This is a genomic window from Bradyrhizobium sp. (assembly GCF_050014615.1).
Classification (GTDB): domain Bacteria; phylum Pseudomonadota; class Alphaproteobacteria; order Rhizobiales; family Xanthobacteraceae; genus Bradyrhizobium.
The window spans coordinates 22,647-48,236 of the sequence record NZ_JBEKCZ010000011.1; the positions used below are offsets into that span (position 1 = coordinate 22,647).

Annotated in this window: 27 protein-coding genes; 21 read left to right on the forward strand and 6 right to left on the reverse strand. The window is 62.8% G+C overall.

Features of this window, described 5'->3' with window-relative positions; all coding sequences use genetic code 11:
- Window positions 1-17: 17 nt before the first annotated feature.
- Window positions 18-941 (reverse strand): LysR substrate-binding domain-containing protein, encoded by a 924-nt coding sequence (locus tag ABR948_RS03335; protein WP_428114016.1) that lies wholly within the window; start codon window positions 939-941, stop codon window positions 18-20.
- A 149-nt stretch (window positions 942-1,090) separates the two neighbouring features.
- Here ABR948_RS03335 and ABR948_RS03340 point away from each other — a divergent pair, with 149 nt between their 5' ends.
- The 9 genes from ABR948_RS03340 (at window position 1,091) to ABR948_RS03380 (ending at window position 9,134) form a co-directional block, all read left to right on the forward strand.
- Window positions 1,091-2,674: an ABC transporter ATP-binding protein gene (locus ABR948_RS03340; protein WP_428114017.1), complete on the forward strand. Its 1,584-nt coding sequence runs from the start codon at window positions 1,091-1,093 to the stop codon at window positions 2,672-2,674.
- On the forward strand, window positions 2,664-3,704 hold the full coding sequence (locus tag ABR948_RS03345) for an ABC transporter permease (protein ID WP_428114018.1): 1,041 nt from the start codon (window positions 2,664-2,666) through the stop codon (window positions 3,702-3,704). The genes ABR948_RS03340 and ABR948_RS03345 overlap by 11 nt, the downstream gene beginning before the upstream one ends.
- Window positions 3,701-4,615 carry an ABC transporter permease gene (locus ABR948_RS03350; RefSeq protein ID WP_428114019.1) on the forward strand — a complete coding sequence of 305 codons (915 nt, stop codon included), beginning with the start codon at window positions 3,701-3,703 and terminating at the stop codon, window positions 4,613-4,615. Before ABR948_RS03345 ends, ABR948_RS03350 begins: the two co-directional genes overlap by 4 nt.
- A 59-nt stretch (window positions 4,616-4,674) precedes the next feature.
- Window positions 4,675-5,754, forward strand: coding sequence for a BMP family ABC transporter substrate-binding protein (locus tag ABR948_RS03355; protein ID WP_428114020.1), 1,080 nt, complete (start codon window positions 4,675-4,677; stop codon window positions 5,752-5,754).
- A 27-nt stretch (window positions 5,755-5,781) separates the two neighbouring features.
- Window positions 5,782-5,988 (forward strand): DUF4089 domain-containing protein, encoded by a 207-nt coding sequence (locus ABR948_RS03360; RefSeq protein ID WP_428114021.1) that lies wholly within the window; start codon window positions 5,782-5,784, stop codon window positions 5,986-5,988.
- Window positions 5,989-5,996: 8 nt separating this feature from the next.
- The gene (locus ABR948_RS03365) at window positions 5,997-7,376 is read left to right on the forward strand and encodes an AtzE family amidohydrolase (RefSeq protein WP_428114022.1); all 1,380 of its coding nucleotides are present in this window, start codon (window positions 5,997-5,999) and stop codon (window positions 7,374-7,376) included.
- Window positions 7,377-7,393: 17 nt separating this feature from the next.
- Entirely contained in the window at window positions 7,394-7,786 is a 393-nt protein-coding gene (gene hpxZ, locus ABR948_RS03370) for an oxalurate catabolism protein HpxZ (RefSeq protein WP_428114023.1), read from the forward strand.
- 133 nt (window positions 7,787-7,919) lie between these two features.
- Window positions 7,920-8,225, forward strand: coding sequence for a helix-turn-helix domain-containing protein (locus ABR948_RS03375; protein ID WP_428114024.1), 306 nt, complete (start codon window positions 7,920-7,922; stop codon window positions 8,223-8,225).
- A 90-nt stretch (window positions 8,226-8,315) separates the two neighbouring features.
- Window positions 8,316-9,134 (forward strand): aldo/keto reductase, encoded by an 819-nt coding sequence (locus ABR948_RS03380; RefSeq protein WP_428114025.1) that lies wholly within the window; start codon window positions 8,316-8,318, stop codon window positions 9,132-9,134.
- 15 nt (window positions 9,135-9,149) lie between these two features.
- Here the strand turns inward: ABR948_RS03380 and ABR948_RS03385 are convergent, their stop codons facing one another.
- Window positions 9,150-9,827, reverse strand: coding sequence for a DUF599 domain-containing protein (locus tag ABR948_RS03385; protein WP_428114026.1), 678 nt, complete (start codon window positions 9,825-9,827; stop codon window positions 9,150-9,152).
- Between the two features lie 154 nt (window positions 9,828-9,981).
- On the opposite strand from ABR948_RS03385, the gene ABR948_RS03390 reads away from it, so the two are divergent.
- The 5 genes from ABR948_RS03390 (at window position 9,982) to ABR948_RS03410 (ending at window position 13,290) form a co-directional block, all read left to right on the forward strand.
- Entirely contained in the window at window positions 9,982-10,638 is a 657-nt protein-coding gene (locus tag ABR948_RS03390) for a glutathione S-transferase family protein (RefSeq protein ID WP_428114027.1), read from the forward strand.
- Window positions 10,639-10,745: 107 nt separating this feature from the next.
- Complete coding sequence (locus tag ABR948_RS03395) at window positions 10,746-11,114, forward strand: YidB family protein (protein ID WP_428114028.1); 369 nt, start codon at window positions 10,746-10,748, stop codon at window positions 11,112-11,114.
- A 387-nt stretch (window positions 11,115-11,501) separates the two neighbouring features.
- Window positions 11,502-11,705: a hypothetical protein gene (locus ABR948_RS03400; RefSeq protein WP_428114043.1), complete on the forward strand. Its 204-nt coding sequence runs from the start codon at window positions 11,502-11,504 to the stop codon at window positions 11,703-11,705.
- Window positions 11,706-11,850: 145 nt separating this feature from the next.
- Window positions 11,851-12,810, forward strand: a complete 960-nt coding sequence (locus ABR948_RS03405; protein WP_428114029.1) for a hypothetical protein — start codon at window positions 11,851-11,853, stop codon at window positions 12,808-12,810.
- A gap of 39 nt (window positions 12,811-12,849) precedes the next feature.
- The gene (locus ABR948_RS03410; protein WP_428114030.1) at window positions 12,850-13,290 is read left to right on the forward strand and encodes a DUF1489 family protein; all 441 of its coding nucleotides are present in this window, start codon (window positions 12,850-12,852) and stop codon (window positions 13,288-13,290) included.
- Window positions 13,291-13,351: 61 nt separating this feature from the next.
- Here the strand turns inward: ABR948_RS03410 and ABR948_RS03415 are convergent, their stop codons facing one another.
- Together ABR948_RS03415 and panC are read right to left on the reverse strand one after the other, a co-directional pair.
- Window positions 13,352-14,119 carry a hypothetical protein gene (locus tag ABR948_RS03415; RefSeq protein WP_428114031.1) on the reverse strand — a complete coding sequence of 256 codons (768 nt, stop codon included), beginning with the start codon at window positions 14,117-14,119 and terminating at the stop codon, window positions 13,352-13,354.
- Window positions 14,120-14,227: 108 nt separating this feature from the next.
- Window positions 14,228-15,079, reverse strand: coding sequence for a pantoate--beta-alanine ligase (gene panC, locus ABR948_RS03420; RefSeq protein ID WP_428114032.1), 852 nt, complete (start codon window positions 15,077-15,079; stop codon window positions 14,228-14,230).
- A 314-nt stretch (window positions 15,080-15,393) separates the two neighbouring features.
- Between panC and ABR948_RS03425 the strand changes: the two genes are divergently transcribed.
- The 3 genes from ABR948_RS03425 to ABR948_RS03435 all read left to right on the forward strand — a co-directional run bounded on the left by ABR948_RS03425 (window position 15,394) and on the right by ABR948_RS03435 (window position 18,448).
- Complete coding sequence (locus ABR948_RS03425; protein ID WP_428114033.1) at window positions 15,394-16,317, forward strand: division plane positioning ATPase MipZ; 924 nt, start codon at window positions 15,394-15,396, stop codon at window positions 16,315-16,317.
- Between the two features lie 386 nt (window positions 16,318-16,703).
- On the forward strand, window positions 16,704-17,561 hold the full coding sequence (locus ABR948_RS03430) for an alpha/beta fold hydrolase (protein WP_428114034.1): 858 nt from the start codon (window positions 16,704-16,706) through the stop codon (window positions 17,559-17,561).
- 119 nt (window positions 17,562-17,680) lie between these two features.
- Window positions 17,681-18,448 (forward strand): VWA domain-containing protein, encoded by a 768-nt coding sequence (locus ABR948_RS03435; RefSeq protein WP_428114035.1) that lies wholly within the window; start codon window positions 17,681-17,683, stop codon window positions 18,446-18,448.
- Between the two features lie 47 nt (window positions 18,449-18,495).
- On the opposite strand, the gene ABR948_RS03440 is transcribed toward ABR948_RS03435, so the two are convergent.
- Window positions 18,496-18,897 carry a DUF302 domain-containing protein gene (locus ABR948_RS03440; RefSeq protein WP_428114036.1) on the reverse strand — a complete coding sequence of 134 codons (402 nt, stop codon included), beginning with the start codon at window positions 18,895-18,897 and terminating at the stop codon, window positions 18,496-18,498.
- Between the two features lie 160 nt (window positions 18,898-19,057).
- Between ABR948_RS03440 and ABR948_RS03445 the strand changes: the two genes are divergently transcribed.
- Window positions 19,058-19,789 (forward strand): DnaJ domain-containing protein, encoded by a 732-nt coding sequence (locus ABR948_RS03445; RefSeq protein ID WP_428114037.1) that lies wholly within the window; start codon window positions 19,058-19,060, stop codon window positions 19,787-19,789.
- Window positions 19,790-20,084: 295 nt separating this feature from the next.
- Here the strand turns inward: ABR948_RS03445 and ABR948_RS03450 are convergent, their stop codons facing one another.
- Window positions 20,085-21,935 carry a serine hydrolase gene (locus ABR948_RS03450; RefSeq protein WP_428114038.1) on the reverse strand — a complete coding sequence of 617 codons (1,851 nt, stop codon included), beginning with the start codon at window positions 21,933-21,935 and terminating at the stop codon, window positions 20,085-20,087.
- Window positions 21,936-22,333: 398 nt separating this feature from the next.
- Here ABR948_RS03450 and ABR948_RS03455 point away from each other — a divergent pair, with 398 nt between their 5' ends.
- The 3 genes from ABR948_RS03455 to ABR948_RS03465 form a co-directional block, all read left to right on the forward strand.
- Window positions 22,334-22,675, forward strand: a complete 342-nt coding sequence (locus ABR948_RS03455) for a phasin family protein (RefSeq protein ID WP_428114039.1) — start codon at window positions 22,334-22,336, stop codon at window positions 22,673-22,675.
- Window positions 22,676-23,277: 602 nt separating this feature from the next.
- The gene (gene clpS / locus ABR948_RS03460) at window positions 23,278-23,610 is read left to right on the forward strand and encodes an ATP-dependent Clp protease adapter ClpS (RefSeq protein ID WP_428114044.1); all 333 of its coding nucleotides are present in this window, start codon (window positions 23,278-23,280) and stop codon (window positions 23,608-23,610) included.
- A gap of 196 nt (window positions 23,611-23,806) precedes the next feature.
- A partial coding sequence (locus tag ABR948_RS03465) for an AAA family ATPase (protein WP_428114040.1) occupies window positions 23,807-25,590 on the forward strand: 1,784 nt, incomplete at its 3' end.

Consider the following 25,590-nt stretch of genomic DNA (forward strand, 5'->3'; position numbering starts at 1 on the left):
GTAGCCGGAGTTCGGCTTCAGCCAATCACATTGCCCGCGGCAATGTGACGGATGGCGGCGCGCAACCATATCTGCAGCGGGTCGGCATCGGTGCGGCGATGCCAGAACATTTGCGGACTTACTTCGACACCCGGAAACGGCGGATTCAAGATCCTGATATTCGGCACCGGGCACAGACCCTTTGCGATTCGACTGGGCAAGGTGGCGATCAGGTCGGTTTCCGCGACCACAAACGGAATACCCGCGGAACTGGGCAGTACCAGCACGATCCGCCGCCGCAATCCTCGCGCCGTCAGAATCGCATCGACCAAACTGGTACCAATCCCGTCGGCAGATACCTGCACGTGTCCAGCGTCAACCACGTGCTCGGCCGCGGCATAGGCCTCGATGCTCATGCCATCCGGTAACGGGTTGTTGGGTCCCACCAGCGTGACCAGCTGGTCGCTCCACAGGGGTTCGGCGGTCAGGTCGCCGGTTCTGTTTCCGAGCGGCGCAAAGGCGAGATCGATCTCGCCGTCGGCAAGTCGTTCGCGCAGCGACGCGCAGTCACTGGCTCTCACCTGGATGTCGACGCCGGGAGCATATCGGCGCAGGTGCCGCACCAGGGCCGGCAACAGGTTCATGTGATAGAGATCGATGGTGGCGATCTTGATGATCGCGCTGACCGTGGCCGGATCGAAGGCCGTCGGCAGCGTCAGGGTTCGCGATATGGCGGCCAGCGCGCCGTGAATCGGCCCGGCCAGTTCGAGCGCGCGGGCGGTAGGTTCCATGGCGCGGTCGCGGCGCACGAATAGCGGGTCATCGAACAGGTAGCGCAAGCGATTGAGCGCCTTGCTGACCGCCGGCTGGGTCAGGCCGTTGCGCTCGGCCGCCCGCGTGACGTTTCGCTCCGCCATCAGCGAGTCGAAAGCCACCAGCAAATTCAGGTCAACCGAGCTCAAATTCCGTTCTGATATGACGTGCATATCGCTTTGTCATTTCCCCAAGGTCTTCTGTTACGGCACCATTGCCGAAAGTTCCGGATGGCGCGCGTCCCCGCACCATTCCCTGCGAGCATAACGACGTTCGCCGGTATCACTGAGCAAAATACATGCCAGCCGACCAGTCAAAAGCAGCGAGCCCGTTCGGCGCCAGCATGACCCATGCCGGCGGGCCGGCGCTGCTCGAGGCCTACGGGATCGTCAAACGGTTCGGCAGCCTGTTGGCCAACGATATCGGCTTTTTCGACGTCCGGCCGGGAGAAGTGATCGCGCTGTTGGGCGAGAATGGCGCCGGCAAGAGCACCCTGGCAAAGATACTCTATGGCTACTATGCCGCCGACGCCGGCGAAATCCGCGTCCAGGGCTCGCGCCAGGAGATTTCCTCGCCGCGCGATGCCCGGGCTCTCGGTATCGGCATGGTGTTCCAGAACTTCACGCTGATTCCGGCGCTGAGCGTGTTTGAGAACATTGCGCTGTTCCAGAGCGACCTGCCCGCCGTGATGCGCCGCGGCGATCTGCTGGACCGTATCCGCGCGTATTCCGAGCGGTTTCAAATTGCCGCCGATCCGTGGCAGCCGGTGCGTCAGCTCGCGGTTGGCGAGCAGCAAAAGGTGGAGATCCTCAAGCAGGTCCTTGCTGGAGCACGCGTCCTGATCCTGGACGAGCCGACCAAGGTGTTGGCGCCGCAGGAATGCGACGGCCTGTTCCGAACCATCGCCGAACTCCGCGCGGAGGGGTTTGGCATTGTTTTGATCACGCACAAGCTGCGCGAGGTGCTCGACTGCGCCGATCGCGTCGCGGTGATGCGGCAAGGCCGCATCGTCGACATCGTCGATCGCGCCCGGGTTTCGCAGCAAAGCCTGCTCGAGCTGATGTTCGAGGGCGCGCTGACTGCGCCGTCGCGGCCGACCGGCGTTCCTGTTCAACGGGGCGGCGCCGATGCGCTGACGCTCGCGGGGGTTTCGACGTTGGCCGGCGCCGGCGAGGTGGCGCTACGCGATCTGTCGATCAATATCCGTCCCGGTGAAATCGTCGGCATTGCCGGCGTCTCCGGCAATGGCCAACGCGAACTCGGGGAACTCATTCTGGGCCTGCGTCAGCCGCGAACCGGAACCAAGCGGCTGTGGGGCGAGGACGCCTCTCGCTGGTCCACCGCGACGGTTCGCGAGCGAGGCGTTGCTGCCATTCCGGACGATCCGCTAGCGCTGGCCTGCGTGCCGGCATTGACGGTGAGGGAAAATCTCGCGCTCGGCACGGGCGGGCGCTATCGCGCCGGTTTCACGGTAGATTGGAGCAAGCTCGACAGCGACATGGCGCGCAGCTTTGCCAGGCTCGGCTTTCCCCGCCCCAATTTTGAGGCTCGCGCCGCAACGCTGTCCGGAGGAAATCTGCAGCGCGTGGTGCTGGCGCGGGAATTGGCGCACAACCCGAAACTGATCATCGCACTCTACCCGACACGCGGGCTGGACGCCCGCAGCACCATGACCGTGCGTGCGCTGCTTGCCGGGGCCCGCAACGACGGCGCCGCGGTATTGCTGATGTCGGAAGATCTTGATGAACTCTTCGCCATGAGCGACCGGCTGCTGGTGCTCTATCGCGGCGCCATTGCCGGGGAGTTCGGCCCGGTGGATTTCCGCCCCGAGATGGTGGGCCCACCGATGGTGGGGGCGGGGAGGACATCCGATGCCGCGTAGCGCCGCGCTCTGCCTGGAATCGGCGCTCGGGGCCGCCCTGCGCTTTGCGCTGATCGCGCTGATCGCGTTCGGCGCCTTTGCCGCGCTGCTGATGGCGGCCGGTATGGATCCGCTCAAGGCCTACCTTGATACGATCCTCTACGTGTTCGGCAACGGCTACGGATTTTCCGAGCTGCTGGTGCGCATGATCCCGTTGCTGCTGACCGCGGTCGCGGCGGCATTGCCGAGCCGCATGGGCCTGATCAATGTAGGTGGTGAGGGCCAACTCTATATGGGAGCCTGGCTCGCCACGGCCGGTGCGCTCGCGCTCTCTGATCAGCCCGCCTTTATCCTGCTGCCGGTTTTGACCGTGCTCGGCTTTGTCGGCGGCGGGCTGTGGGCCCTGATCGCGGGCGTCCTGCGGGCGTTGCGTCTCGTCAATGAGACCATCTCGACCCTGCTGCTCAACTACATCGCCCCGATGATCGTCAGCTTCTTCATCTTCGGGCCATGGCGCGACCCGCAAAGTTCTTCCTATCCGCAGTCGCCAGCCTTCGCCGATGCGGCACGGCTGCCGAATTTTCTGCATACCCGCATCAACGCCGGATTGATCTATGGGCTGGTTTGCCTGGTTCTTTACTGGTTGCTGATGACGCGTACCCGCTGGGGCCTGGAGATGCGGGCGATCGGCGGCAATCCGGAAGCCGCACGCCAGCTTGGCCAGCCAGTATTCCGTTACATCCTGGTGGTGATGTTCGCCGCCGGAGGCGTTGCCGGCCTGGCCGGGATGGTCGAGGTGAGCGCGGTCCAGGGCCGGTTGGTGTCGGAACTATCGCCCGGCTACGGCTTTGTCGGCTTCCTTGTCGCATGGCTCGCCGGCACCAGCGCCAGCGGCATTGTGCTGATGGCGTTTCTGTTCGCCTTCATCAGCTCGGTCGGCGACATCCTGCAGATCACGCAGGGGCTGCCGTTCGCGGTCATCAACGTGTTGATGGCAGCAATTCTGTTCATCGTTCTCGGCCGGCGGCCGGCGGGGAGCTTAGCTCGATGAACACCGCTCTCATTGTCGGCGTTGTGGCCAGTTCGATCCTGTCGGCTACATCTTTGCTCTATGCCACGCTCGGCGAGTTGGTCGGCGAGCGCGCCGGCATTGTCAATCTCGGGCTCGAAGGCATCCTGTTGATCGGCGCCGCCACCGGCTTTGCGGTGAGCGCGCTGACGGGCGATCCGTATATCGGATTGATCGCCGCCGCGGTCGCCGGGGCCGCGGTCAATCTCATATTTGCCTATCTGGTTGTCGAACGCCGGGCCAATCAGCTGGCCGCGGGCCTTTGCCTGATGTTTTTCGGGCTGGGCCTGAGTGCGCTGATCGGCCGTCCATTCATTGGCGCGCTGATCGGTGGATTGCCGCGGCTGCCTTTGCCTGGTCTGGCCGCCAACGGAGCCGGGGCGCGGCTATTGAGTTACGACATCCTGGTCTATCTCGCGACGCCGACCGCGGGTCTGATCTGGTGGCTATTGTTCCGCACCCGCTGGGGTCTGGTGCTGCGCGCGGTCGGAGAGAACCCGGCGTCCGCTTATGCCGCCGGCTACCGGCCGGCCTCCCTGCAGTACCAGGCGTTGGCGCTGGCGGGCTTTATGGGCGGCATCGCCGGCGCGCATATTTCGATCGCACTGACGCGCACCTGGGCCGAAGGCATGACCGGCGGCCGCGGCTTCATCGCCATCGCACTGGTTATTTTCGCCAGATGGAATCCGCTTCTGGCGATCGCGGGCGCGCTGTTGTTCGGGGGCGCCGAGGCCTTGCAATTGCAGCTTCAGGCCGCTGGCGCCGATGTGTCGCCGTTCCTGATGAACATGGTGCCGTACCTGCTCACGCTACTGGTCCTCGTGGTGTGGGGATGGAATCGCCAGTCGGTCGCACCGGCGGCGCTGGGACGAACTTTTTTCGGTGTGGAATAGCTCGCGGTTCAACGCATCTACGACGGCGAAACGGCGCCGCAGACAGAATGGAGAGTACGATGAAGCGATTGATGGCTTTGCTGACCGCCTGCGCGGCTCTCGCAGGCTTGTTCGCCATAGGTCAGGCCCGGGCCGACGACAAGCCGCTTACGGTTGGCGCGATCTATGTCGGCAGCGTCAATGACTACGGTTACAACAGGGCCATGAAGGACGGCCTTGAGGAGATGAAGAAAAACCTTCCGGGGCTCAAGCTGATCGAGGCCGAGAATGTTCCCGAGACCGCTGAATCAGAGCGGATCATGGAGGGGATGATCCAGCAGGGTGCCAAGCTGATCTTTGCGACCAGCTTTGGTCATCAGCAATTCGCCTTCAATCTTGCCAAGACTCATCCGGATGTCGTGTTCGAACATGCCGGCGGCTGGATGCAGGCGGCGAATTTCGGCAACTTTTTCGGCGCCACGCAGTCGGCCTGGTATCCGATGGGTGTCGCGGCCGGAAAGATGACCAAATCGAACACGCTCGGCTTTGTGGTCGGCGTTCCCATCGGCTACGCGATCGGCAACATCAACGCCTTCGAAATGGGAGCACGGTCGGTCAATCCGAGCGCGGTGACGCGCGTCGTCGTCACCGGCGGCTGGTCCGACAAGGCCAAGGAAGCCGTCGCCGCCAACGCGCTGATCGACCAGGGCGCCGACGTCGTGACCATGCATGTGGATTCGCCGGCGACCATTATCCAGATTGCCGAAAGCCGCGGCGTCTATTCGATCGGATTTCAATCGACCGAGGCGCGAACGCTGGCGCCGAAGGGTTGGCTGACGGGCTTAGGCTTCACCTGGGGGCAGTTCATGACGGCGACGGCCAAAAGCGTGATCGCGGGCTCATTCAAGCCGGCGATGGTGCGGTTGGGCCTCGGGCAGGGGATGATGGCGGTTGCGCCGTTCGGGCCCGCTGTTCCGGACGATGTGCGCGCGCTCGTCACCGCTTCGGCCGACAAGATCGGCGCTGGCTTCAATCCCTTCACTGGTCCAATCACCGACAACAACGACGTGGTGCGGATCAAGGAGGGCGAGTCCTGGGGCGGCGACAAGATGGGGAATTTCGACTGGTACGTCGAAGGCGTGGTCGGCAAAGCGAAATAATCGACCCGCCGGACAATGGAGCCCAACATGACCAATCCACCGACACCTCCCATCGATCTGCAACGCTATGTCGATGAAGCCGCGGCCGCGATCGGACTTTCGATCGCGCCGCAGGACATGCCCGCCGTCGTCGCGATATTTGCCAATCTGGCGCGCGTCGCGGCGCCGCTGATGGAGTTTCCGTTGCCGGCGGATATCGAACCGTCGCCGGTGTTTATCGCCGGCGGAAGGTAACGAGGCTCATGGCTGGCGTTATCGACATTGCCGCAGCTGTTCGCGCCGGCCGAATCACGGCGGTGGACGCCACGCGTGCCAGTCTGGATCGAATTCGTGTGCACGACAGCTCGATCAACGCCTTTACCGCCGTGGTCGCGGATCGCGCCCTTGCCGCGGCCGCACGCGTCGATGACTTGGTCCAGTCTGGCCGCGATCCCGGTCCACTTGCCGGCGTGTCTTTCGCGGTCAAGAATCTGTTCGACATCGAAGGCATCACGACCATTGCCGGTTCGCGCATCGACGCGGCTCTCCCGCCGGCGGCGCGCGACGCGACGCTGGTGGCGCGGCTGGAAAGCGCCGGCGCAGTTTTGGTCGGCGCGCTCAATATGGATGAATACGCCTTCGGCTTCTCGACCCAGAACAGCCATTACGGGCCGACCCGCAATCCGCACGATGTGTCGCGTATCGCCGGCGGCTCTTCAGGCGGTTCGGCGGCGGCCGTTGCCGCGGATCTGGTGCCGATGAGTCTGGGCTCCGATACCAATGGCTCTATCCGCGTCCCGGCGGCATTGTGCGGCGTGTTCGGCCTCAAACCGACCTATGGCCGGTTGAGCCGGGCCGGCACACGGCTATTCGCGTCGAGCTTCGATCATGTCGGTCCGTTCGCACGCTCGGTCGGCGACATCGCTGCCGTTTACGACGCGCTGCAAGGCCCCGATCCAACCGATCCCGTCTGCGCCGGCCGGCCGGTCGAACCGGTCGCCTCGGTACTCCATCAGGGCATGGATGGCTTGAGGGTGGCGCTCGCGGCTGGATACTTCACCAACGCCGGTCATCCGGAAGTCTTCGCCGCAGCGGAAAAGGCCGCTTCCGCGCTCGGCGTGGTGCGGCATGTCAATTTGCCTGAGCCCGCGCTGGCGCGCGCTGCGGCCATGATCATCACGGCGAGCGAGGGCGGCGAATTGCATCTGGCCGATCTCAAGGCCCAGGCCGCCAGCTTCGATCCGATGACAAGGCCGCTGTTCCTGTCGGGAACGGTGGTGCCGGCGGTCTGGTATGTGCGGGCACAGCGCTTTCGCCGCTGGTATTGCCGGGAGCTTGAAGCGCTGTTCCGCGACGTCGACGTGATCCTGGCACCAGCCACGCCCTATCCAGCGTTTCCGATCGGCCAACGCATGATGGAGGTGGACGGGCGGCAACTTCCGGCCGCGGGCCATCTCGGTGTTTTCACCCAGCCATTGTCCTTTGCCGGGCTGCCGGTTCTGGCTGCGCCGATCGCGGGGGCGGGCCCATTGCCGCTGGGCCTGCAGATCATTGCGGCGCCATGGCGCGAGGATCTGGCGTTGCGGGTGGCCGCGGCGGGTGAGGCCGCCGGTGTACTGGCGCCACCGCCGGTAAAATTTTAGTTTTGGAGGTGCAGTGCATGCTTGAGATCAATGTTCCCGAAATTGTCGCCGAAGTCACATCGGCTTTCACGTGTTACGAGCGCGCGCTTGTTGCCAATGATGTGACGGCGCTGGATCAGCTGTTTTGGAGGAATTCCCGCACACTCCGCTATGGTGTGGCGGAAAACCTCTACGGCTATGATGCCATCGCCAATTTTCGCGCGACCCGGCCGCCGATCGACATGACGCGTCGTCTGATCAACACCACCATCACGACCTACGGCCGTGATTTCGCGACCGCCAATACCGAGTTTCAACGCGAAGGTTCGACGCTAACCGGCCGGCAAAGTCATGTCTGGCTGCGCACGCCGGAAGGTTGGCGCATCGCCGCCGCGCATGTCAGCCTGATGCCGAAGCCGGCGGGGGCTTGAGGCTGGTCTGTTAGATCAAGTGTTACCCGGATCGTCCCGGATCCATCCCGGCGCGTATCGTTAATCGGGCCTTAACGCGCATCGCCGACAATCCGCGCGCGCGTTACTGATCGCGCTCTGGATTGAGTCGGACATGCAGCGCTTGCGGTTGAAAGCGGACGGACGGATCGTCGAATTGCGGGATGGGCAGGAGTTTCCGCTGGCGCCCGTGACGCCCGCATCTGTACCGATGGAAACGGCGCCCCCTCCAGCGGTGCGCGATCTTCGCCGCCGGGCCCGCCTGACGCAGCTCGAATTCGCGGCACGGCTTGGCGTACCGGTTGAGACCATTCGCAACTGGGAGCAGGGCAAACGCATGCCGCGCGGGCCGGCGCGCGCGCTTCTGGCGGTGATCGCCCACGCCCCGGACATGGTGTTCTCCGCTCTGGCCAAAGCCTGATCGCCAAAAAGGCGTGATCCGGCGCAGCCCTTTGTTGGCAGCGCCGCTTTGGCGGGACATAATGCGGTTTGGTCAGTTCGAGTTCCCGCAATGCAATTTGTCGAGGCCAACGGCGCTAGGATCCCCGCGATCGGGTTAGGCACCTGGGAGCTGCGCGGACGAACCTGCGCGCGTCTGGTCGAGCAGGCGCTAAGACTCGGCTATCGTCACATCGACACAGCCCAGGTCTATGAGAACGAACGCGAGGTCGGCGAAGGCCTGCGCGCCTCGAAGGTGCGCCGCGACGAGATATTCGTGACGACCAAGGTCTGGACCACCCACTTTGCTCCGAACGACCTCGAACGATCCACCAAGGAGAGCCTGACCAAGCTGCGGCTTTCCGAGGTCGATCTGCTGCTGCTGCACTGGCCAAATCCGCAGGTGCCGCTGGCGGAGACGCTGGGCGCGCTGGCGCATGTCAGGAAGCTCGGCATGACCAGGCATATCGGGGTCTCGAATTTCACGGTGGCGTTGATCGAAGAGGCGGTCGCGGCCTGTCCGGAGCCTCTGGCGTGCGACCAGGTCGAATATCATCCCTACCTCGATCAAACCAAGGTGCTGGAAGCCTGCGCGCGCCAGGGCATGGCCGTGGTCGCCTACAGTCCGATCGCGAAGGGCCGGATCAAGAACGACGAGACGCTGGCGCGTATCGGGCAGAACCACGGCAAGAGCGCCGCACAGGTTTGCCTGCGCTGGCTCGTGCAGCAGAACGTTTCGGCGATACCGCGGACCTCGCGGATCGAACGGCTGTCGGAAAATATCGACATCTTCGACTTCACGCTGTCGGACGAGGAGATGCGTCTGATCTCCGCGATGGGAAGCGCCAAGGGCCGGCTCACCGATTTCGGCTTCGCGCCGAAATGGGATTGATAAAAGTGCTGACGATCAACTCCCCATCGCCCGCCAGGCACTCGAGGCGAACTGTCTGCGCCAGATGACGATTACCACCGCCGCCGTCGTCGCGAATAAAACCCAGGGGCTGACGAACCAGCCGAGATAGCCGAGCGCAAAGAAGAACGCGCGCTGTCCGCGATTGAAGTGCCGGCCCGCGGCTTCGAACAGTCTTGTTGTGCGAATGACATGCGCTTCGGCTTCCGGCGTGTCGCGCCGCGCGGCCGGCGGCATCGCGCCGAGCAGGATCGCGACATAGTTGAACAGCCGGTAGGTCCAGGCGAATTTGAAGAAGGCATAAATGAAGATCAGGATCAGTCCGACGCATTTGAGTTCCCAAAGTGCGGGCGAGGGGCTGAGATCGATCGGCAATGCACGAAGGACGGCCAGCGCCTCGCTGGTCGATCGCAGCAGCGCCAGCGCGCCGCCGGCCGCGAACAGGCTGGTGGAAGCGAAGAAGGCGGTGCCGTTTTGCAGCGACGCCAACATCTGCATGTCGACCATGCGGGTCTCGCGGTCGAGCATGCGCCGGATCCAGACCTCGCGGTAGATATGCATGCGGGCGGACAGGCTGTCGCGACCATAGGCGCTATGCTCCAGGGTGACGGCATACACCGTCCATTCCAGGGCGAAGAAGCCGACCGCCAGAATATCGATCCAATATCCGCTCATGTAGCATCCCCCGGTGCTCGCCGATGCTGCCATGCATGAGCCATCACGGCAACCGATGCGACCCGCGGGTTGAACGCTCCCAGTGCCCGGTGCCTGAAGTTCGTGCTACCTTGCGGCAAACTGGGGATGGCAAGCCAAAGATGGATTTGCGTGCATGACCTTGAAGCTCGTGATCGGCAACAAGAACTATTCGTCCTGGTCGATGCGGCCGTGGCTGGCGCTGCGCGCCAACGGCATCGCTTTCGACGAGGTTTTCATTCCGCTCTATACCGGCGACGCCGACAAACAGCGGATTCTGGGGTTTACGCGTTCGGGCAAGGTGCCGGCGCTGATCGATGGCGACGTCACGATCTGGGACTCGCTGGCCATTATCGAATACCTCGCCGAACGGTTCCCGGAGAAACGGCTGTGGCCGGAAAACCGCGTGCAGCGGGCACATGCGCGTTCGATTTCGGCGGAGATGCATTCGGGCTTTGCGGCGCTTCGCAACGAATGCGGCATGAATTTGCATCGGCCGGTTGGCGCCATCGAATTGTCGGCGGATGCGCGCGCCAATATCGCGCGCATCCAGCAGATCTGGATCGAGTGCCGCCAGCGCTTCGGAGCGTCCGGGCCATTCCTGTTTGGAGCCTTTGGCGGCGCCGACGCCATGTTCGCGCCGGTGGTGCATCGTTTTTTGACCTATGCGATCGAAATTGAGCCGGGCGCGCGGGATTACATGGCGGCGATGATGGCACTGCCGGCTTTTCAGGAGTGGACCCGTGCCGGCCTGGCTGAAACCATCATCATTGACAGATTTGAGACGGTGTAAGCGGCGAATTTGCCGGCCACAGGCCGCAATCGCGGCTTGACGCAGGCAAGCGAAAGCGGTCTGAATCTGGAACCGACATTGTGAATTTAGCTGAAGAGGGTTTGGCCATGGGAATTCTCGATTCATTGGAAAATTCACCCGCGCTCAAGAGCGCGCTCGGCCAGATCGGGGGCGCGGTGCTTCCGGTGGTGCTGAGCGAAGTGCTCGGCAATGGCAATCAGGGCGGGCTCACCGCTGTTGTTGCCAAGCTGCAGCAGGCCGGCCTCGGCGACCAGGTCAAGTCCTGGATCGGAAACGGTCAGAACCTGCCGATTACGGCCGACCAATTGCATCAGGTGCTGGGCAGCGACACCGTCAAGCAACTGGCGGCGAAGTACAACATACCGGTCGACCAGATCTCCGAACTGCTGGCGAAGGAACTTCCCGCGGCGGTGGATCACGCCAGCCCGGACGGCAAGCTGCCGCATACCGCCTGACATTTGCGTTGTTGGATTCCGCGTGACCGGCGCGACCTCTCCTCTCGGTAGGAGAGGTCGAATGGCCGGTCGCGAGCTGGCAGACGCGCGCTATCCGGGAGGGCCAGGCACCAGCCGACTGCCCGCCTCCATTTGCCGGGATCTTTGGTCGATATTCGATCCTGATCGACCCGATTTCCGGCTTGGCCGCGACGCTTGTATGCCGCCGTCAGGCGGATTCGTCCGCCCCCCAAACAGGTATTTATCGTACTGAAAAACCTGCAAATTCCTGGTATTTGCTATGTGCATTTAACTGGCCAAAAAGACCGGTGCCGTGCTATATAAAATGCGTGTTTTCCAGTCGATCGCTGCAGCGGGACCGTGGGCGCGACCGACGTTTTTTGCGTGATGGAGAGGGCGTTGAAGCACAAATACAACGTTGGAGAGACTGTCTATTTTACCGCCAGCAATGTCGCACGTCCGGCCGCCAGCGGCACCTATGAGGTCATCCGGCTGCTTCCCACCGATGGCGACGACTGCCAGTACCGGATCAAGAGCTCGACGGAAGCTTTCGAGCGGGTGGCCAAGGAAAGCCAGCTCGATATCTCCTGAAATTGTGCGCATGGCCGGGTGACGCGGCTTGCATCTCGCCTGCCGTGAAAAGGCCCCGTTCGCAGAACCATTCTGCGTCTTGTGCGAAAGAATCGGCACTTACTTTCGCCAAATGCGCATTATGCTGCGTTAAGGGACATCGCGCATGAACTGGGCCTGGGCTTCATCGCTCGATCAAATCTGGCGTTCACCGGCCTTTCCGATGTGGCTGACATTGGCGGCGGCCGGATTCTTCGGGGTCATCGTCCTCATCACGCTGTTGCGCGCGGAGAAGTCCGTCGCCAACGGCGCGCTGACGGTCATCACGCTGTTGGCCATCGGTATTGCCGTCGCCGCCACCATTCGCGGATTTGGACCGGGTGGCCGGACTGCGTCCGGCGAACCCTCGTCGTCGCAGATGGTGAACGTGGCGCTGCCGGCGCTGTCGTGTGTCGACGATCTGGCCGGAGATGCGGTTCTGACCGCCTGCGAAAAGGCGCTGTTCGGTTCCGCCGAATCCGCGGCCGCGGCCGTATCCTACGCGGCCTCCCAGATTAACCGGCTGACCGCGCTTGGCGATGTCGCCGCCGCCAACAAAAGCATGACGCCGGAGCTGCAGGCATTACGCCGCGCAGTAGAGCACGACCGATACGGGCTCATGGCGTATGCGCTGGCGGTGCGGGACCATTGTACACCGTCGGACTGCACGGCCTTCCGGGCGCTGACGGATCGTCATCAGATCGTGGCCAACATGGATGAGCGGGTCTATGACGGCTTGATCTCGCGTTATGCGCCGACATGGAATGCGCCGAATGCGCCGCCGGCCGTGGCACCGGTCGCGGCGCTGGAGCCGGGAAAGCCTACGGGCAAGCCGACCAATGCCGAGTTTCCGACCGCGGCCTCGATCCCGCCGGTCAGTATCATGACGCCGGAGCCGGGCACAGCCGCGCCGCGCCCGCCGGCGTCGACCGCCAACGCGCCATTGCCGTCACCACGTCCCACTCCGGTGGCGGCGCCGACGCTGGCGGCAGCGAAAAAGCAGCCGGTGCCGAAACCCCCGCGCGCGCCAGCGGTGGCGCCGGTTTCGATTGCACCGGCACCGGCTCCCGCCGCCTCGAATGATTGATGCTTTCAAAAGCCAGCGCTGATCGCTAAACCCCAGACCATGTCGCTTCATCTCATCAAGCTTGCCGTCGGCTGTGAGTCGCTAAAGGAACTCAAGGGCTGGGTCGCCGAGCGCATGAAGACCGCCAAGAAGAAGGGGCTGCCGCTCCATCATATTCACATCACCCGGATGACGCCGAAGCGCGTCGAAGAACTGCTCGCGGGCGGTTCGCTGTACTGGGTCATCCGCGGTGAGATCGCGGCCCGCGAAAAGCTCATCGCGATCGAGCCGTTTCGCGATCGGGACGGTATCGGGCGATGCCGGCTGGTGATGCAGCCCAAAGTGATCGCGGTATCGCCGCGGCCGATGCGGGCCTTCCAGGGCTGGCGCTATTTCACGCCAGACGCCGCGCCGCCCGATCTCGGCAAGGCTGCGGCGGCGAGCGTCGCGGCAATGCCCGAGCCGATGCGGCGCGAGCTGCGTGACCTCGGGCTGCTCTAAGCCCAAGGCCGTGCTTTAAGCTGACAGCTGTCTTGTGCATCGACCCGCTGTGGTCCGCGCGCTACAGCGACGTCGCCGTGACGATCCGCATCCTGGTCCATTCGGAGGGCGGCAACTCGGTTTGACGCCTGGATTCCGAATTCCTGTCGATGATGTCGAGCAGTTCCGGTTCGACGCCCATCTCGCGCAGATATATGCGGAACAGTTCGCCAAATCGCACCGTCAGACCTTCGCGCCGTTCCTCGGATATATTGGGCGCCAGGCGGTTGTGGATCGACATGCCGCTCAGGATCATCCGGGTGCCGACCGGCAGGCTGCGATGCACGCCACCGACCAGCATGAATACGCAAGCAAGTTCGCAGCGCGCATCCAACAGGTTCAACTTGGCGTCGAGAGGGCCGCCCTGGCGCTTGAGCGTGAAGCATTCCGCTTCCGGCTTTCCATCGCAGGTTTCGACTTCGGTCGACCCCACCGTGGTGTCGATGCCGCGGTCGCGCAGGATCCGGCCAAGGCTGATTGCGACATTGAGATTGGACTCGCCCCAGGAACGGATGATGACGGGAAGCTTGCGCCCGGCCTGCCGGTCGAGGATCGCGATCAGCCGTTTATGGGTATCCCACTGAACGGTGCCTTCGGCGGCAATCCATTCCGAGCAGCCTTGCCCGCAGGCGCCGGGCGCACCATGCGCGACATAAAAGATCATGGCGTCGGGCAACTGACCGATGCCGCCGATCGGCGGCCGCTGCGCCGTCTGCGCTGCGGCAAAGCCGGTGGCGACCAAAGTCATCAGCGCGCTGAAAATGATAGCGCGTACCGACCATATGCTCATGCTGGCAGTTCCCCCGGCAGATCCTTATGTGGCGATATTCTATTCTGAGTAGTGCTACAGTAGTGCTACACTATTGGGTCTCGGTGTTTCCGGCGGCTGCCGGGCCGCCTAGACCCCGATATTGTCGATCAGCCGGGTTTTTCCGATTTTAGCCGCGACCAGGATTCGCATCGGCCCGTCCTCGACCGAGGCGATCGGCGCCAGCGTCTCGGCGTGCCGGACCTCGAAATAATCCAGTGTAAAACCGGCGCCGACGATCAGCTCGGTGCCGCTGGCCATCGCGGCTTCGACGTCATCGCCGGCCCGCAGGCGTCCGGCGCTTTGCTTCATCGCGCGGTACAGCACGGGCGCGGCGCGGCGCTCCTCGGGCGACAGATAGACGTTGCGCGACGACATCGCGAGCCCATCGCGCTCGCGCACGGTTCGCGATCCCACCACCTTGACGCCGAGGTCGAGATCCCCGGCCATCCGCGTCACCACGCGCAATTGCTGGAAGTCCTTTTCGCCGAAGATCGCGAAATCCGGCCGGCACTGCGTAAACAATTTGCCGACCACGGTGGCGACGCCGCCGAAGAAATGCGGGCGGAAGCGATCCTCCAGGCCCGTGGTGGCCGGCCCCTCGGTCAGAATCCGGGTGGCGAAGCCGTCCGGATACATCGTCTTGACGTCGGGATTCCAGATCAGGTCGACACCCTCGGCCGCAAGTCTGGCGACATCGGCTTTCCAGGTGCGCGGGTATGAACCGAAATCCTCCGATGGCGCGAACTGGGTCGGGTTCACGAAGATCGACACGATCACCTTTTTGGCGCGGCGTTTGGCCAGCCGAACCAGCGACACATGGCCGTCATGGAGTGCTCCCATGGTCGGTACCAGCGCGATGGTGGCTTTTCGTGCACGAAGACCATCGAGGGCGCGACGTAACGCAGGGACCGTGCGGACGATCATGGGGCTTGGCGACATCGGGGCTCGATCTGTGAGGTCGGGAAGTCGGCGGCGTCTGACTTTGCGGCGGGGAAGCCGACCTTATCAAAGCCCAAGCTTTGATCAAATCAGATGCCTTGATCAAAGCAGCCTTGCCGCCAAGCAAGGCACCGCCCGAACGCGACAGGGCGGTGGTGCCGGTCGTGCGCCAAACCGTGTCGCTGATCACGGACGCGCGGCGCCATGTCTACGATTCATGATTAAGGCAGACGGTCAGCGATTTGAGGGCATCGTTGCGCATTTAACTTGACCGCGGTCGCGCGTAATTTGAAGATATCGAAAGGGGTTGCAGAATGTTGGTGCAGACTAGTCAAGGGCAGTCGGGCTCGGCTCATGTCGTTGTGCTGGGCAATGAGAAGGGTGGTTCGGGTAAATCCACCACCGCCCTGCATGTCGCCGTCGCCCTGATGAAAGCCGGCCAGCGCGTCGCCACCATCGATCTCGACTGCCGCCAGCAAAGCTTTACGCATTACATCGACAACCGGCGCGCCTGGGCGCGCCGCACCGGGCTTGATCTCGAGATTCCCGTGCATTGCTGCATCAAGCTCGGCGAAACCATGCAGATCGCCGACAACGAGTCGTCCGAATTCCAGCAATTCATGTCTGCCGTGAGCGCGGTCGAGCGGACGTTTGACTTTATCGTCATCGATACCCCGGGTTCCGACAGCTATCTGATGCGGCTGGCGCACTCGATGGCCGATACGCTGGTGACGCCGATCAACGACAGCTTCCTCGATTTCGACGTGCTCGGAACCGTCGACCCCGCGACTTATTCCGTGACCGGCGAGAGCCACTATGCGGAGATGGTGCGCGATACCAGGCGCAAGCGCCGCCAGGTCGACGGCGTCACCACCGACTGGATCGTCGTCCGCAACCGGTTGTCGATGCTGGGATCGCGCAACAAGCAGTTGGTCGCCGACGGCCTCAACGAATTGTCGTTCCGGCTCGGCTTCCGCTCGATCGATGGCTTTGCCGAACGCGTTGTGTACCGCGAATTCTTTCCGCGCGGGCTGACCGCGCTCGACGACCTCGACGAAGCCACGCTCGGCACCCGCCCGAGCATGGGCCATGTGACCGCACGCGAGGAAGTCACGAGCCTGCTGCGCCAGCTGAAGCTGCCGCTCGACGAGCGCGGTCGCCGCCGCGCGGCCAACCGCGCCGAATGGTTCAGCCAGGTCGACAAGCCGCTCGAGGTCCACGACATCCTGGGCGCCTGAGATCGCCCGTACGAGATGCTCCTGACCGGCTAATCCGCGCTTTTCTGGCGCCGGTCCCGATCGCACAGCCGCTTTCAACCGGTGGTTTTGTTCTCATTCTCTTCAGAACTGTGGAACGAATGGCGCTGATAGGCCGTTTTTACAGTGCCTTGTTTACCGGGTGTTTACCCAGGATTTGAACCGCTCCTTGAGGCGTGGTGTCCCAGATTGATGGGTATCTCGGATTGTGCACCTGCACAATAATCGGGTGCGCCGCACAACGATCAGGCGGCTAAGTCACAATATTTAGTCTTCACGTCACTTGGGCGTGAATTATATTAAGGTCACGTGCTGCCGGAGTCTCGACCTGAATTCGGACCGCTGAAGCCGTCCCGCCGAGGATAAAAATGAAACGTGGAATTGCCGTTCTGCTTTCGCTTTGCGCCGTTGTCGCGGTCGCCTATTTCACCGCGAGCAAGTGGGCGATCAGGCACGAGATGCTGACGTTCAATGATCCGGTGCGGGGCAACCGTTTGGTCGCTGTCGATCTGGCCGTGCGGCGTGACAAGGAATTGCAGGCGAATGCCGGCATGATCAAACTGCCGGTGGCGATCCTCAATCACGGCAACACCGTCAAATTCACCGAGTACTCTTTTCTGGCAAACCTGTTTGCCGCCCGTGGTTATATGGTGGTCAGTATTCAGCATGATCTGCCGACCGACGCCCCGATGGTGACGAAAGTCGGCGAACTCTATGTCGGCCGTCAGCCGCAATACGAGCGCGACATCGCCAACATCCGCTTTGCTATCGATGAAATGAAGCAGGTCCAGCCGAACGCGGACTATGACCATTTGACCATGGTGGGACACTCCATGGGCGCTGACGTCTCGCTCTACTTCGCCAAGATGTATCCCGATCAGATCAAGAAGGTGGTCACGCTCGACAATCTGCGTGTGCCGTTCATGACCGATGGCAGGTTCAAGATCCTCTCATTCCGCTCAAGCGACCCCGTCTTCAAGCCCGATCCCGGCGTCATTCCCGACGCCGAGATCTGCGAGAAGGCTGGCATCACCGTCGTTCGTACCGGTTTCCAGCACAACGACATGCGCGATACCGGGCCGGACGAGGCCAAGGCATCGATCCAGGACATGGTCGACAAATTCCTCGATGATGAAAGCCCGCTCAGGCCGGTCGACACCAAAGTGCCGCCATCGATGACGGATGCCGGACCGGTTACGCCCTACGCGCCGGTTGCCCAGAACTGACGCCGGGTCTGGCGCCTTCCGGCAAAATACCGCTCCGGGATCAGGCCGGGCCAGACGCGACGCATTGACCCCTCGGGGATCGCGGCCCACATAAGGCTTGCAGCCATTCGCGAGCCTTTATGTCCGCCGAACCGACCAAACCGAAATCAGCTGGCGAAATATCCGCGGGCCGTGAGGCCGAGGCCGGCAAAGCCGGTGCGTTGCCGGAGGCGAGGCCGTCCGCCTCGGAAGACATAGCCGCTTTCGTCGCCAAAGCCCGCGCGATGTCCCCGCATGCCGCCGGCGCCAGGGGCCGGCTGGTGTTTGCGCTCGACGCCACCATGAGCCGGCAGCCGACATGGGATATGGCCTGCGCGCTACAGGCCGATATGTTTCGCGAGGCGGCCGCGATCGGCAGTCTCGATATCCGCCTGGTCTACTATCGCGGCCTCAACGAGTGCCGCGCCACCGGCTGGATTTCCGACAGCGCGCAACTGGCGAAGCTGATGGGCAAGATCGATTGCCGCGGCGGCAACACCCAGATCGGCAAGGTGCTGTCGGAGGCGCGGCGCGAGGCGGTCGCCTCCGCGGTGCGCGCGGTGGTGTTCGTCGGCGACGCCATGGAGGAACGTGTCGACGAGCTCTGCGCCAAGGCGGGCGAACTCGGCCTGCTCAAGGTGCCGGTGTTCATGTTTCAGGAAGGCCATGACGGCGCAGCCGAGCAGGCGTTCCGGGAAATCGCGCGCCTGACCGGTGGCGCATGGTGCCGGTTCGATCCTGGCGCAGCCGCGCAATTGCGCGAGCTGTTGCGCGCTGCCGCGGCCTATGCCGCCGGTGGCCGCGCAGCGTTGCAGCAATTGTCGAAACCCGGAAGCGGTGCCGCCAAACTGCTCGGCCAGATGAAGTGATCCGAAGCAGGCTGTGGGCGTGGCTGGCCGGCCGGACGTCGCCGGGATTACGCCGTGGTGGCGGCTTTGGCGACGCCATTGAGCGCGACGGTCATATTAGCGACCACGGGCTGCGTCTCGGGGTCGATCCCGTGCCGCTGCGCCAGCCAGCCAGGATCGTTGTAGGAAAGCCATGTGTTGCGGGTGGCATCCTGCCAAACCAGCGCTTTCAGCGGCAGGTCCAGCCCGATGGTCTGGACTGAATTCATCAGCGGCGTGCCTGCCTTGGCGTTGCCAAAAATCAGGACCTCGGTCGGCCGCAGCGACAGCCCTGCCGCGGTCGCGCCCGCGGCGTGATCGATGCGGGCAAATACCGTCATGCCCTTTGCCTGCACCGCGGCCTCGAGCCTGTTCATCGTCTCTTTCGGTTCGAAACTGCTCTGGATCGTCGTCAAGCCCGGTGTCGTCACGTCGCGCTCCCTCGCTATCCGGTTGCGGTCGGACGGCAGCGTAATGAATTCACAAGACCCTCGCCAAGGAGATTTTGCACCAAGAAGATTTTGGCTTGATCGTCCTCGGGGCGGCAGGGATCGGCATGATTTTTACGGCTGAGCCCGTTATATTGAATTCATGGCCACTTTGATCGCCGGCGTTGTCGCCGTTATCCTGCTCTATTCACTGCTGCAGATGTTTCGCGCAGCCAATCCGGTCGTGCTGGCGCGCGCGATCAAGATCGGCGGCGGTGTGGTGGCGCTCGCGGTCGCGGCGTTTACCGGCATCAAGGGTGAACTCGCCGTCGCCATCCCGATCGGCATTTTCGGCGCGGGGCTGCTGGGCTGGTCGCCGTTCGGGACGTCGGGTTTCGCCAACATCGCCGGGATGTTCGGGGGCTCAAGCGGACAGCGCTCGTCGGGACAGCGGTCGCGGGTTCGCTCGCAGTTTCTCGATATGAGCCTCGATCACGACAGCGGCGAGCTTTCAGGCCAGATCGTGGCCGGGCCGAATGCCGGTCACTCGCTGGACGAGTTCGATCTGCCGCAGTTGACGGCGATGATTCCAGGTATGGACGCCGAAAGCGTGCCGCTACTCGAAAGCTATCTGGACCGCCGGTTTCCCGCCTGGCGTCAGGACGCGCAGGGCAATACGGCAGGGGGGCAGAGCCGCCCGGCGGCGAGCGGCAAAATGACGAACGAGGAGGCCTATCAGATCCTTGGCCTGCAGCCGGGCGCGGGGCGCGACGAGATCGGCCGGGCGCATCGCGCGCTCATGAAGAAACTGCATCCCGACCAAGGGGGGTCGACGTACCTCGCTGCCCGTGTAAACGAGGCCAAGGAGACTTTGATTCGTACGCATCACACTTAACTCCGGCAACGCTATCAAACGCCACGATTCCGCGAGTTGCTTCCTGCTTTATTCTCCGGTTGACGCCCGTTGCCGCCCGCCGTTGTCCGGCATGGTCGATCCCTTATTTGATCGTTTGTAGCGGCTAAATCTTGACGAGAGGTTTGCAAGGCGCGGATTGCGCGTCGGCAGTGACATGACGGCCACAGCAGTCGTCACGGCAGCGACATCCCGCGCGAACAGGCATGTGCGCTATCAGCGGGCCGCGGTTTGCGCGCAGCCGTTGGCGTTTCGCTCGAGGCTGCCGGTCGTGTGATCAGTTGCGAACGGTAATGCAGGAGATGTCGCTGTGCTTCAATGTCCGGCACACCGCTTCGGCCTGATCATGATCGAGGCCGGCGAAGCGGGCCCGGAACAGCTTGCGTTCGCCCTTGGCTACGACCGGTTCGGTGAACGGATCAGCCTTGTTGAGAAGGCCGTGGGCCTGATTGCGCGCGGCGTCGATACGCTGACGCGCTTCGCTTTCGCTTTCCAGCGCGCCGACCTGAATGATCCATCCCGTATGGGTGGCTTCGGATTTGATCGCGCCGTTTTGCTGAATGGTCTGCGGCTGGGAATGGGGAGCGGGGTCGGCGTAGGCCATCGCCTGGGTAGGGGAGGCGGACGGTACGCTCGATGCCGGCAATACGCCGAGCACGCCGTTTCCGGTGCCGTGGTTTGCCGGCTGCGGCGGCATGTCGGCCTTGCCGGAGATGTCGAGCTTGCTGGAATCGGGCTTGCCGGTCTCGGCCTTGGCCACGACCGCGCTTGATGTCTCCGGCACTTCCGGGCGCGCAGCTATCGAATTGGTGACGGGCGTGGCTGGCTGCGCTGAACCCGCCGAAGCCAGCTTGACCTGTCCGGCCTTGATCTGAACGGTCTTCACCTTGACGGGCTTCATCGGTTCGGAGGAACCCGGGATCGCCGCGATCGACTGGGATTGAATCACGCCACTGGTCAGCGGCGCGGGTTCGGACTTGGCTTCGGACTTGGACTCGAACCTGATATCGGATTTGGCCTGTGGCGGCGCAGCCGCGCTGGCGGCTGGCGCGACCGCTCGCAAGACCGGCGCGGCCGAATGCACCGGCGGCGGCGCGGCTGGCTCAACCGGTGCGGGCTGAACGGCGCCCTGAACCTGAACCATCGGTGCCGGCTGCGTCTCAGCTTCGGCTTCCGCGACATCGGCATTGGCATCGGCGGCATTGCGTTCGGTAATCGCGGCGACGGTCCGCCTGGTCGAGGCTTTTTCGAGATTTTCCGCGAGCAGGCTGCGCATGATGGCGTCGCGCGAACCGCCGCTGCGGCCTCCCATCACCACGCCGACCAGATGGCGATTGCCGCGGCGCATCGAGGTCACGAGATTGAAGCCGGAGGCGCGGGTATAGCCGGTCTTGATTCCGTCAACGCCCTCGACGGTGCCCAGCAGATGGTTGTGGTTGCTGATCGAATGGCCGTGATAGCTGAACTCGGTCGTCGAGAAGTAGCGGTAGTAGCGCGGAAAGCGGTCCTGGATGGCGCGGCCGAGGGTCGATTGATCGCGCGCCGACGTCACCTGATCGTCGTCGGGCAGACCGGACGCGTTGCGATACACCGTCCGGCTCATGCCGAGCGCGCGGGCTTTGCGGGTCATCAGCTTGGCGAAATCGTCTTCATCGCCGGCGAGGGCTTCCGCGATCACGACGGCCGCGTCGTTGGCGGAGCGCGTCACCAGTCCCTTGATGGCGTCTTCGACGCGGATGGTCTGGCCGGGGCGCAACCCGAGTTTGGTCGGCGCCTGCTCGGAGGCGTGTTCGGACACTTCCATTTCGGTGTCGAGCTTGATCTTGCCGGCGTCGAGGCGCTCGAACAGCAGATAAAGCGTCATGATCTTGGTCAGCGAGGCGGGATGGCGGCTTCCATCGGGATTGTTGGAAGACAGGGTCGCGCCGGAATTGCCGTCGACGATGATGGAGGAGAACGCCGGGCTGTAGCTTTCATGCGGCTCGCTGTAGTGACGCGCATAATGACGGTAATGCCGGTAGTGGCGCGCGTCGGCGGTATCGTTGGTGAAAGCGACCGCTGCGGTGACCGTGACGAACCCGAAAACGCATACCCGCAAACGCGAGGAAGCCAAGGTTGTGCGAAGCATGAACTTCCCCGTCCCAATTTCTGTCTTGATCACCGGTTCGTGAGGCCAAATTATGCCCGACGGCCGCTGATGTTTCACTGCTCAGGCACCAACTCGCGGCGCGTATTGCCGCCGGGCCGGCCGATCAGTCCGCTATTCTGGCTAAGACGCTGTCAACAAACAGTTTTCGGATGGCTGCCCGGATCCGAGCAAGCCAAGAATCAGGTTAGGTCCCCGGGGTTTCCAAAAGATTAAGGAAGGCTTGCGTAAGACCACGGGATTCGATGCTAATTATCATAAATTGGTGCGGCGCACAAAAATGTTGACTTTATTGTGCATTGCAGTATTTTGCTGGAGGTCAGGGGGCCGGGACCTCCCGGCAGATCAACGCGACATCAGTCTGGGAAAGGATTCCATTAATGGTCAAAATTGAAGACATTCAGCAGTACGGAAAAGAACATCTTGAGACCGTTGTTGCCTCCGCGACAACCCTTCAGACCGGCTTTCAGGCGATCGCCAGCGCTTATGGCGACTACACCAAGAAATCCTATGAGGACACCAAATCGTTCGTCGAGAAGCTGTCCGGCGTGAAGTCGCTGGAAAAGGCCGTCGAAATGCAGACCGAATACGCGAAGTCCGCCTATGAGACCTTCGTGGCCGAGTCGCAGAAGATCGCCGGGCTTTACAGCGATCTGGCCAAGCAGACCTTCAAGCCGCTGGAAGGCATGGTCGCCAAGTACACCCCTGCCGCTACCCACTAACGGGAACTCGGTTTTCCGAAATTCGAAAGCCCGGCGGTCACCCGCCGGGCTTTTTCTTGTCAGGAAGCCTGACATCCGCATCCACGTCCGGCGCCGGGTTCGCGGGATCGCAGGGGATAAAAACTTCGCGACTGGCAGCGCTTGTGAACGCTGTCGCATCCACTGGACATGACACCTGGCCTGAAAAATCGGGGCCATCGTCCCGTGGGTCGCGAATTGACCTGCGCCAGCCGTCGATATCTTTCAAAGGCCCGTAAACGCCCGGGGTAGGCTCGCTTTGTCAAACCCAACGGGATTGACTAACCTAGTGACATCGCCGGGCCGGGAATCGGGCCCGTCGCAAGCTGCATTTGACCAATATCTGCGCGCTTGCGGCGAACCGAGGCTAGACCCATATTCCTGCTATCGATCCAACTGATGGGTCAGGCCGGCCGGGAGCGGCGATCTGGAAGGGTGTCCGGAATTCTTCGATGCCTCCTCTCGGAGAGCATCATCCGGTCGCCGCCCAGTTTCCCGTGGGGATTTCGAACGCCTGTGCCATGCTGCAATTAACTTTCAAATCTGATCCGTCCGTGCCGCCCGCCGGCGCATCTGCTGCTCGAATGGGCAATGACGAGAGCCGCGCGGGTGGGACCGGCGGTCCTGCCACATCCGTCATCGCCAAGGTCAAACCGAAGACAAAACGGCCGAATCTCTATCGCGTGCTGATATTGAATGACGATTATACGCCGATGGAATTCGTCGTTCACGTTTTGGAGAAGTTCTTCCAGAAGGACGTCGAGGCCGCGACCAAGATCATGCTCCACGTCCACCATCACGGAATCGGGGAGTGTGGCGTGTTCACCTATGAAATCGCCGAGACCAAGGTAACGCAGGTGATGGATTTCGCGCGCAAGCACCAGCATCCCCTGCAATGTGTGATGGAAAAGAAGTGACGTCGCGCGCGCTCTGCCAGAATGGGAACGGGTTTAGCATTGACAGGCAATGGATGCCAGCTTCGCGCAGGCCAAGCTTCGGCGAGTCGCGGGAACCGGTCTTCCGCCATGATCGGATGTAACTATATATGACAAAGGTTGTTGTTGCCTGACCGGGCAACGACGATCATGATGGCGGGGGCCAACGAGGACGCGAATGCCGACTTTTTCCCAGAGCCTTGAACAATCCCTGCACCGAGCGCTGGCGATTGCAAACGAGCGTCACCACCAATATGCGACGCTTGAACACCTGCTGCTGTCGCTGATCGATGACAGCGATGCGGCCGCGGTCATGCGTGCCTGCAGCGTCGATCTCGACAAACTGCGCACCAGTCTGGTCAACTATCTCGAGACCGAGTTCGAAAACCTGGTGACGGACGGCGCCGACGACGCCAAGCCGACCGCGGGCTTTCAGCGCGTGATCCAGCGCGCGGTGATCCACGTCCAGTCATCCGGCCGGGAGGAGGTCACCGGCGCCAATGTGCTGATCGCGATCTTCGCCGAGCGCGAGAGCCACGCCGCCTATTTCCTGCAGGAACAGGACATGACCCGTTACGACGCGGTCAATTACATCAGCCATGGCATCGCCAAGCGGCCCGGAGTGTCGGAAGCGCGCCCGGTGCGCGGTGTCGACGAAGAGACCGAGACCAAAGGCAATGAGGATTCCAAGAAGAAGGGCGAGGCGCTCGATACTTACTGCGTGAACCTCAACAAGAAGGCGCGCGACGGCAAGATCGATCCGGTGATCGGACGCAATGCCGAAATCAACCGCGCCATCCAGGTTCTGTGCCGCCGGCAGAAGAACAACCCGCTGTTCGTCGGTGAAGCCGGCGTCGGCAAGACCGCGATCGCCGAGGGGCTCGCCAAGCGCATCGTCGACAGCGAAGTGCCGGAAGTGTTGGCGGCGGCCACGGTGTTCTCGCTGGATATGGGCACGCTGCTCGCGGGCACGCGCTATCGCGGCGATTTCGAGGAGCGGCTGAAGCAGGTGCTCAAGGAACTCGAGGCGCATCCGAACGCCATCCTGTTCATCGACGAAATCCACACCGTGATCGGGGCAGGGGCGACCTCCGGCGGCGCCATGGATGCGTCCAATCTGCTCAAGCCGGCGCTGGCATCGGGCACGATCCGCTGCATGGGCTCGACCACCTACAAGGAATATCGCCAGCATTTCGAGAAGGATCGCGCGCTGGTGCGCCGGTTCCAGAAGATCGATGTCAACGAGCCGACGGTGGAAGACGCGATTGCGATCCTCAAGGGTCTGAAGCCCTATTTCGAGGATTACCACCGGCTCAAATACACCAACGAGGCCATTGAGGCCGCGGTCCAGCTGTCGTCGCGCTACATCCACGACCGCAAACTGCCGGACAAGGCGATCGACGTCATCGACGAGTCGGGCGCGGCGCAGATGCTGGTGGCGGAGAACAAGCGCAAGAAGACCATCGGCATCAAGGAAATCGAAACCACCATCGCGACCATGGCGCGGATTCCGCCCAAAAGCGTGTCGAAGGACGATGCCGAGGTTTTGAAGCATCTCGAACAGACGCTCAAGCGCGTGGTGTTCGGCCAGGACAAGGCGATCGACGCGCTCGCGGCCTCGATCAAGCTGGCGCGCGCGGGCTTGCGCGAACCGGAGAAGCCGATCGGCTCGTATCTGTTCTCGGGCCCGACCGGTGTCGGCAAGACCGAGGTGGCCAAGCAGCTCGCCGCGTCGCTTGGCGTCGAACTGATCCGTTTTGACATGTCGGAATATATGGAGCGTCACACCGTGTCGCGGCTGATCGGCGCGCCTCCGGGCTATGTCGGCTTCGACCAGGGTGGCCTGCTTACCGATGGCGTCGATCAGCACCCCCACTGCGTGGTGTTGCTCGACGAAATCGAGAAGGCGCATCCGGACCTGTACAATGTGCTGCTGCAGATCATGGATCACGGCAGGCTGAC

Bases quoted from the DNA above. Each gene is read 5' to 3' on its own strand.
- ABR948_RS03430 (WP_428114034.1), top strand. From the start codon at position 16,704: ATGAAACGTGGAATTGCCGTTCTGCTTTCGCTTTGCGCCGTTGTCGCG.
- ABR948_RS03390 (WP_428114027.1), top strand. From the start codon at position 9,982: ATGACCTTGAAGCTCGTGATCGGCAACAAGAACTATTCGTCCTGGTCG.
- panC (WP_428114032.1), bottom strand. From the start codon at position 15,079: ATGTCGCCAAGCCCCATGATCGTCCGCACGGTCCCTGCGTTACGTCGC.
- clpS (WP_428114044.1), top strand. From the start codon at position 23,278: ATGGGCAATGACGAGAGCCGCGCGGGTGGGACCGGCGGTCCTGCCACA.
- ABR948_RS03455 (WP_428114039.1), top strand. From the start codon at position 22,334: ATGGTCAAAATTGAAGACATTCAGCAGTACGGAAAAGAACATCTTGAG.
- ABR948_RS03380 (WP_428114025.1), top strand. From the start codon at position 8,316: ATGCAATTTGTCGAGGCCAACGGCGCTAGGATCCCCGCGATCGGGTTA.
- ABR948_RS03410 (WP_428114030.1), top strand. From the start codon at position 12,850: ATGTCGCTTCATCTCATCAAGCTTGCCGTCGGCTGTGAGTCGCTAAAG.
- ABR948_RS03425 (WP_428114033.1), top strand. From the start codon at position 15,394: ATGTTGGTGCAGACTAGTCAAGGGCAGTCGGGCTCGGCTCATGTCGTT.
- ABR948_RS03400 (WP_428114043.1), top strand. From the start codon at position 11,502: ATGGAGAGGGCGTTGAAGCACAAATACAACGTTGGAGAGACTGTCTAT.
- ABR948_RS03415 (WP_428114031.1), bottom strand. From the start codon at position 14,119: ATGAGCATATGGTCGGTACGCGCTATCATTTTCAGCGCGCTGATGACT.
- ABR948_RS03405 (WP_428114029.1), top strand. From the start codon at position 11,851: ATGAACTGGGCCTGGGCTTCATCGCTCGATCAAATCTGGCGTTCACCG.
- hpxZ (WP_428114023.1), top strand. From the start codon at position 7,394: ATGCTTGAGATCAATGTTCCCGAAATTGTCGCCGAAGTCACATCGGCT.
- ABR948_RS03385 (WP_428114026.1), bottom strand. From the start codon at position 9,827: ATGAGCGGATATTGGATCGATATTCTGGCGGTCGGCTTCTTCGCCCTG.
- ABR948_RS03445 (WP_428114037.1), top strand. From the start codon at position 19,058: ATGGCCACTTTGATCGCCGGCGTTGTCGCCGTTATCCTGCTCTATTCA.
- ABR948_RS03340 (WP_428114017.1), top strand. From the start codon at position 1,091: ATGCCAGCCGACCAGTCAAAAGCAGCGAGCCCGTTCGGCGCCAGCATG.
- ABR948_RS03365 (WP_428114022.1), top strand. From the start codon at position 5,997: ATGGCTGGCGTTATCGACATTGCCGCAGCTGTTCGCGCCGGCCGAATC.
- ABR948_RS03355 (WP_428114020.1), top strand. From the start codon at position 4,675: ATGAAGCGATTGATGGCTTTGCTGACCGCCTGCGCGGCTCTCGCAGGC.
- ABR948_RS03345 (WP_428114018.1), top strand. From the start codon at position 2,664: ATGCCGCGTAGCGCCGCGCTCTGCCTGGAATCGGCGCTCGGGGCCGCC.
- ABR948_RS03350 (WP_428114019.1), top strand. From the start codon at position 3,701: ATGAACACCGCTCTCATTGTCGGCGTTGTGGCCAGTTCGATCCTGTCG.
- ABR948_RS03375 (WP_428114024.1), top strand. From the start codon at position 7,920: ATGCAGCGCTTGCGGTTGAAAGCGGACGGACGGATCGTCGAATTGCGG.
- ABR948_RS03360 (WP_428114021.1), top strand. From the start codon at position 5,782: ATGACCAATCCACCGACACCTCCCATCGATCTGCAACGCTATGTCGAT.
- ABR948_RS03395 (WP_428114028.1), top strand. From the start codon at position 10,746: ATGGGAATTCTCGATTCATTGGAAAATTCACCCGCGCTCAAGAGCGCG.
- ABR948_RS03435 (WP_428114035.1), top strand. From the start codon at position 17,681: ATGTCCGCCGAACCGACCAAACCGAAATCAGCTGGCGAAATATCCGCG.
- ABR948_RS03450 (WP_428114038.1), bottom strand. From the start codon at position 21,935: ATGCTTCGCACAACCTTGGCTTCCTCGCGTTTGCGGGTATGCGTTTTC.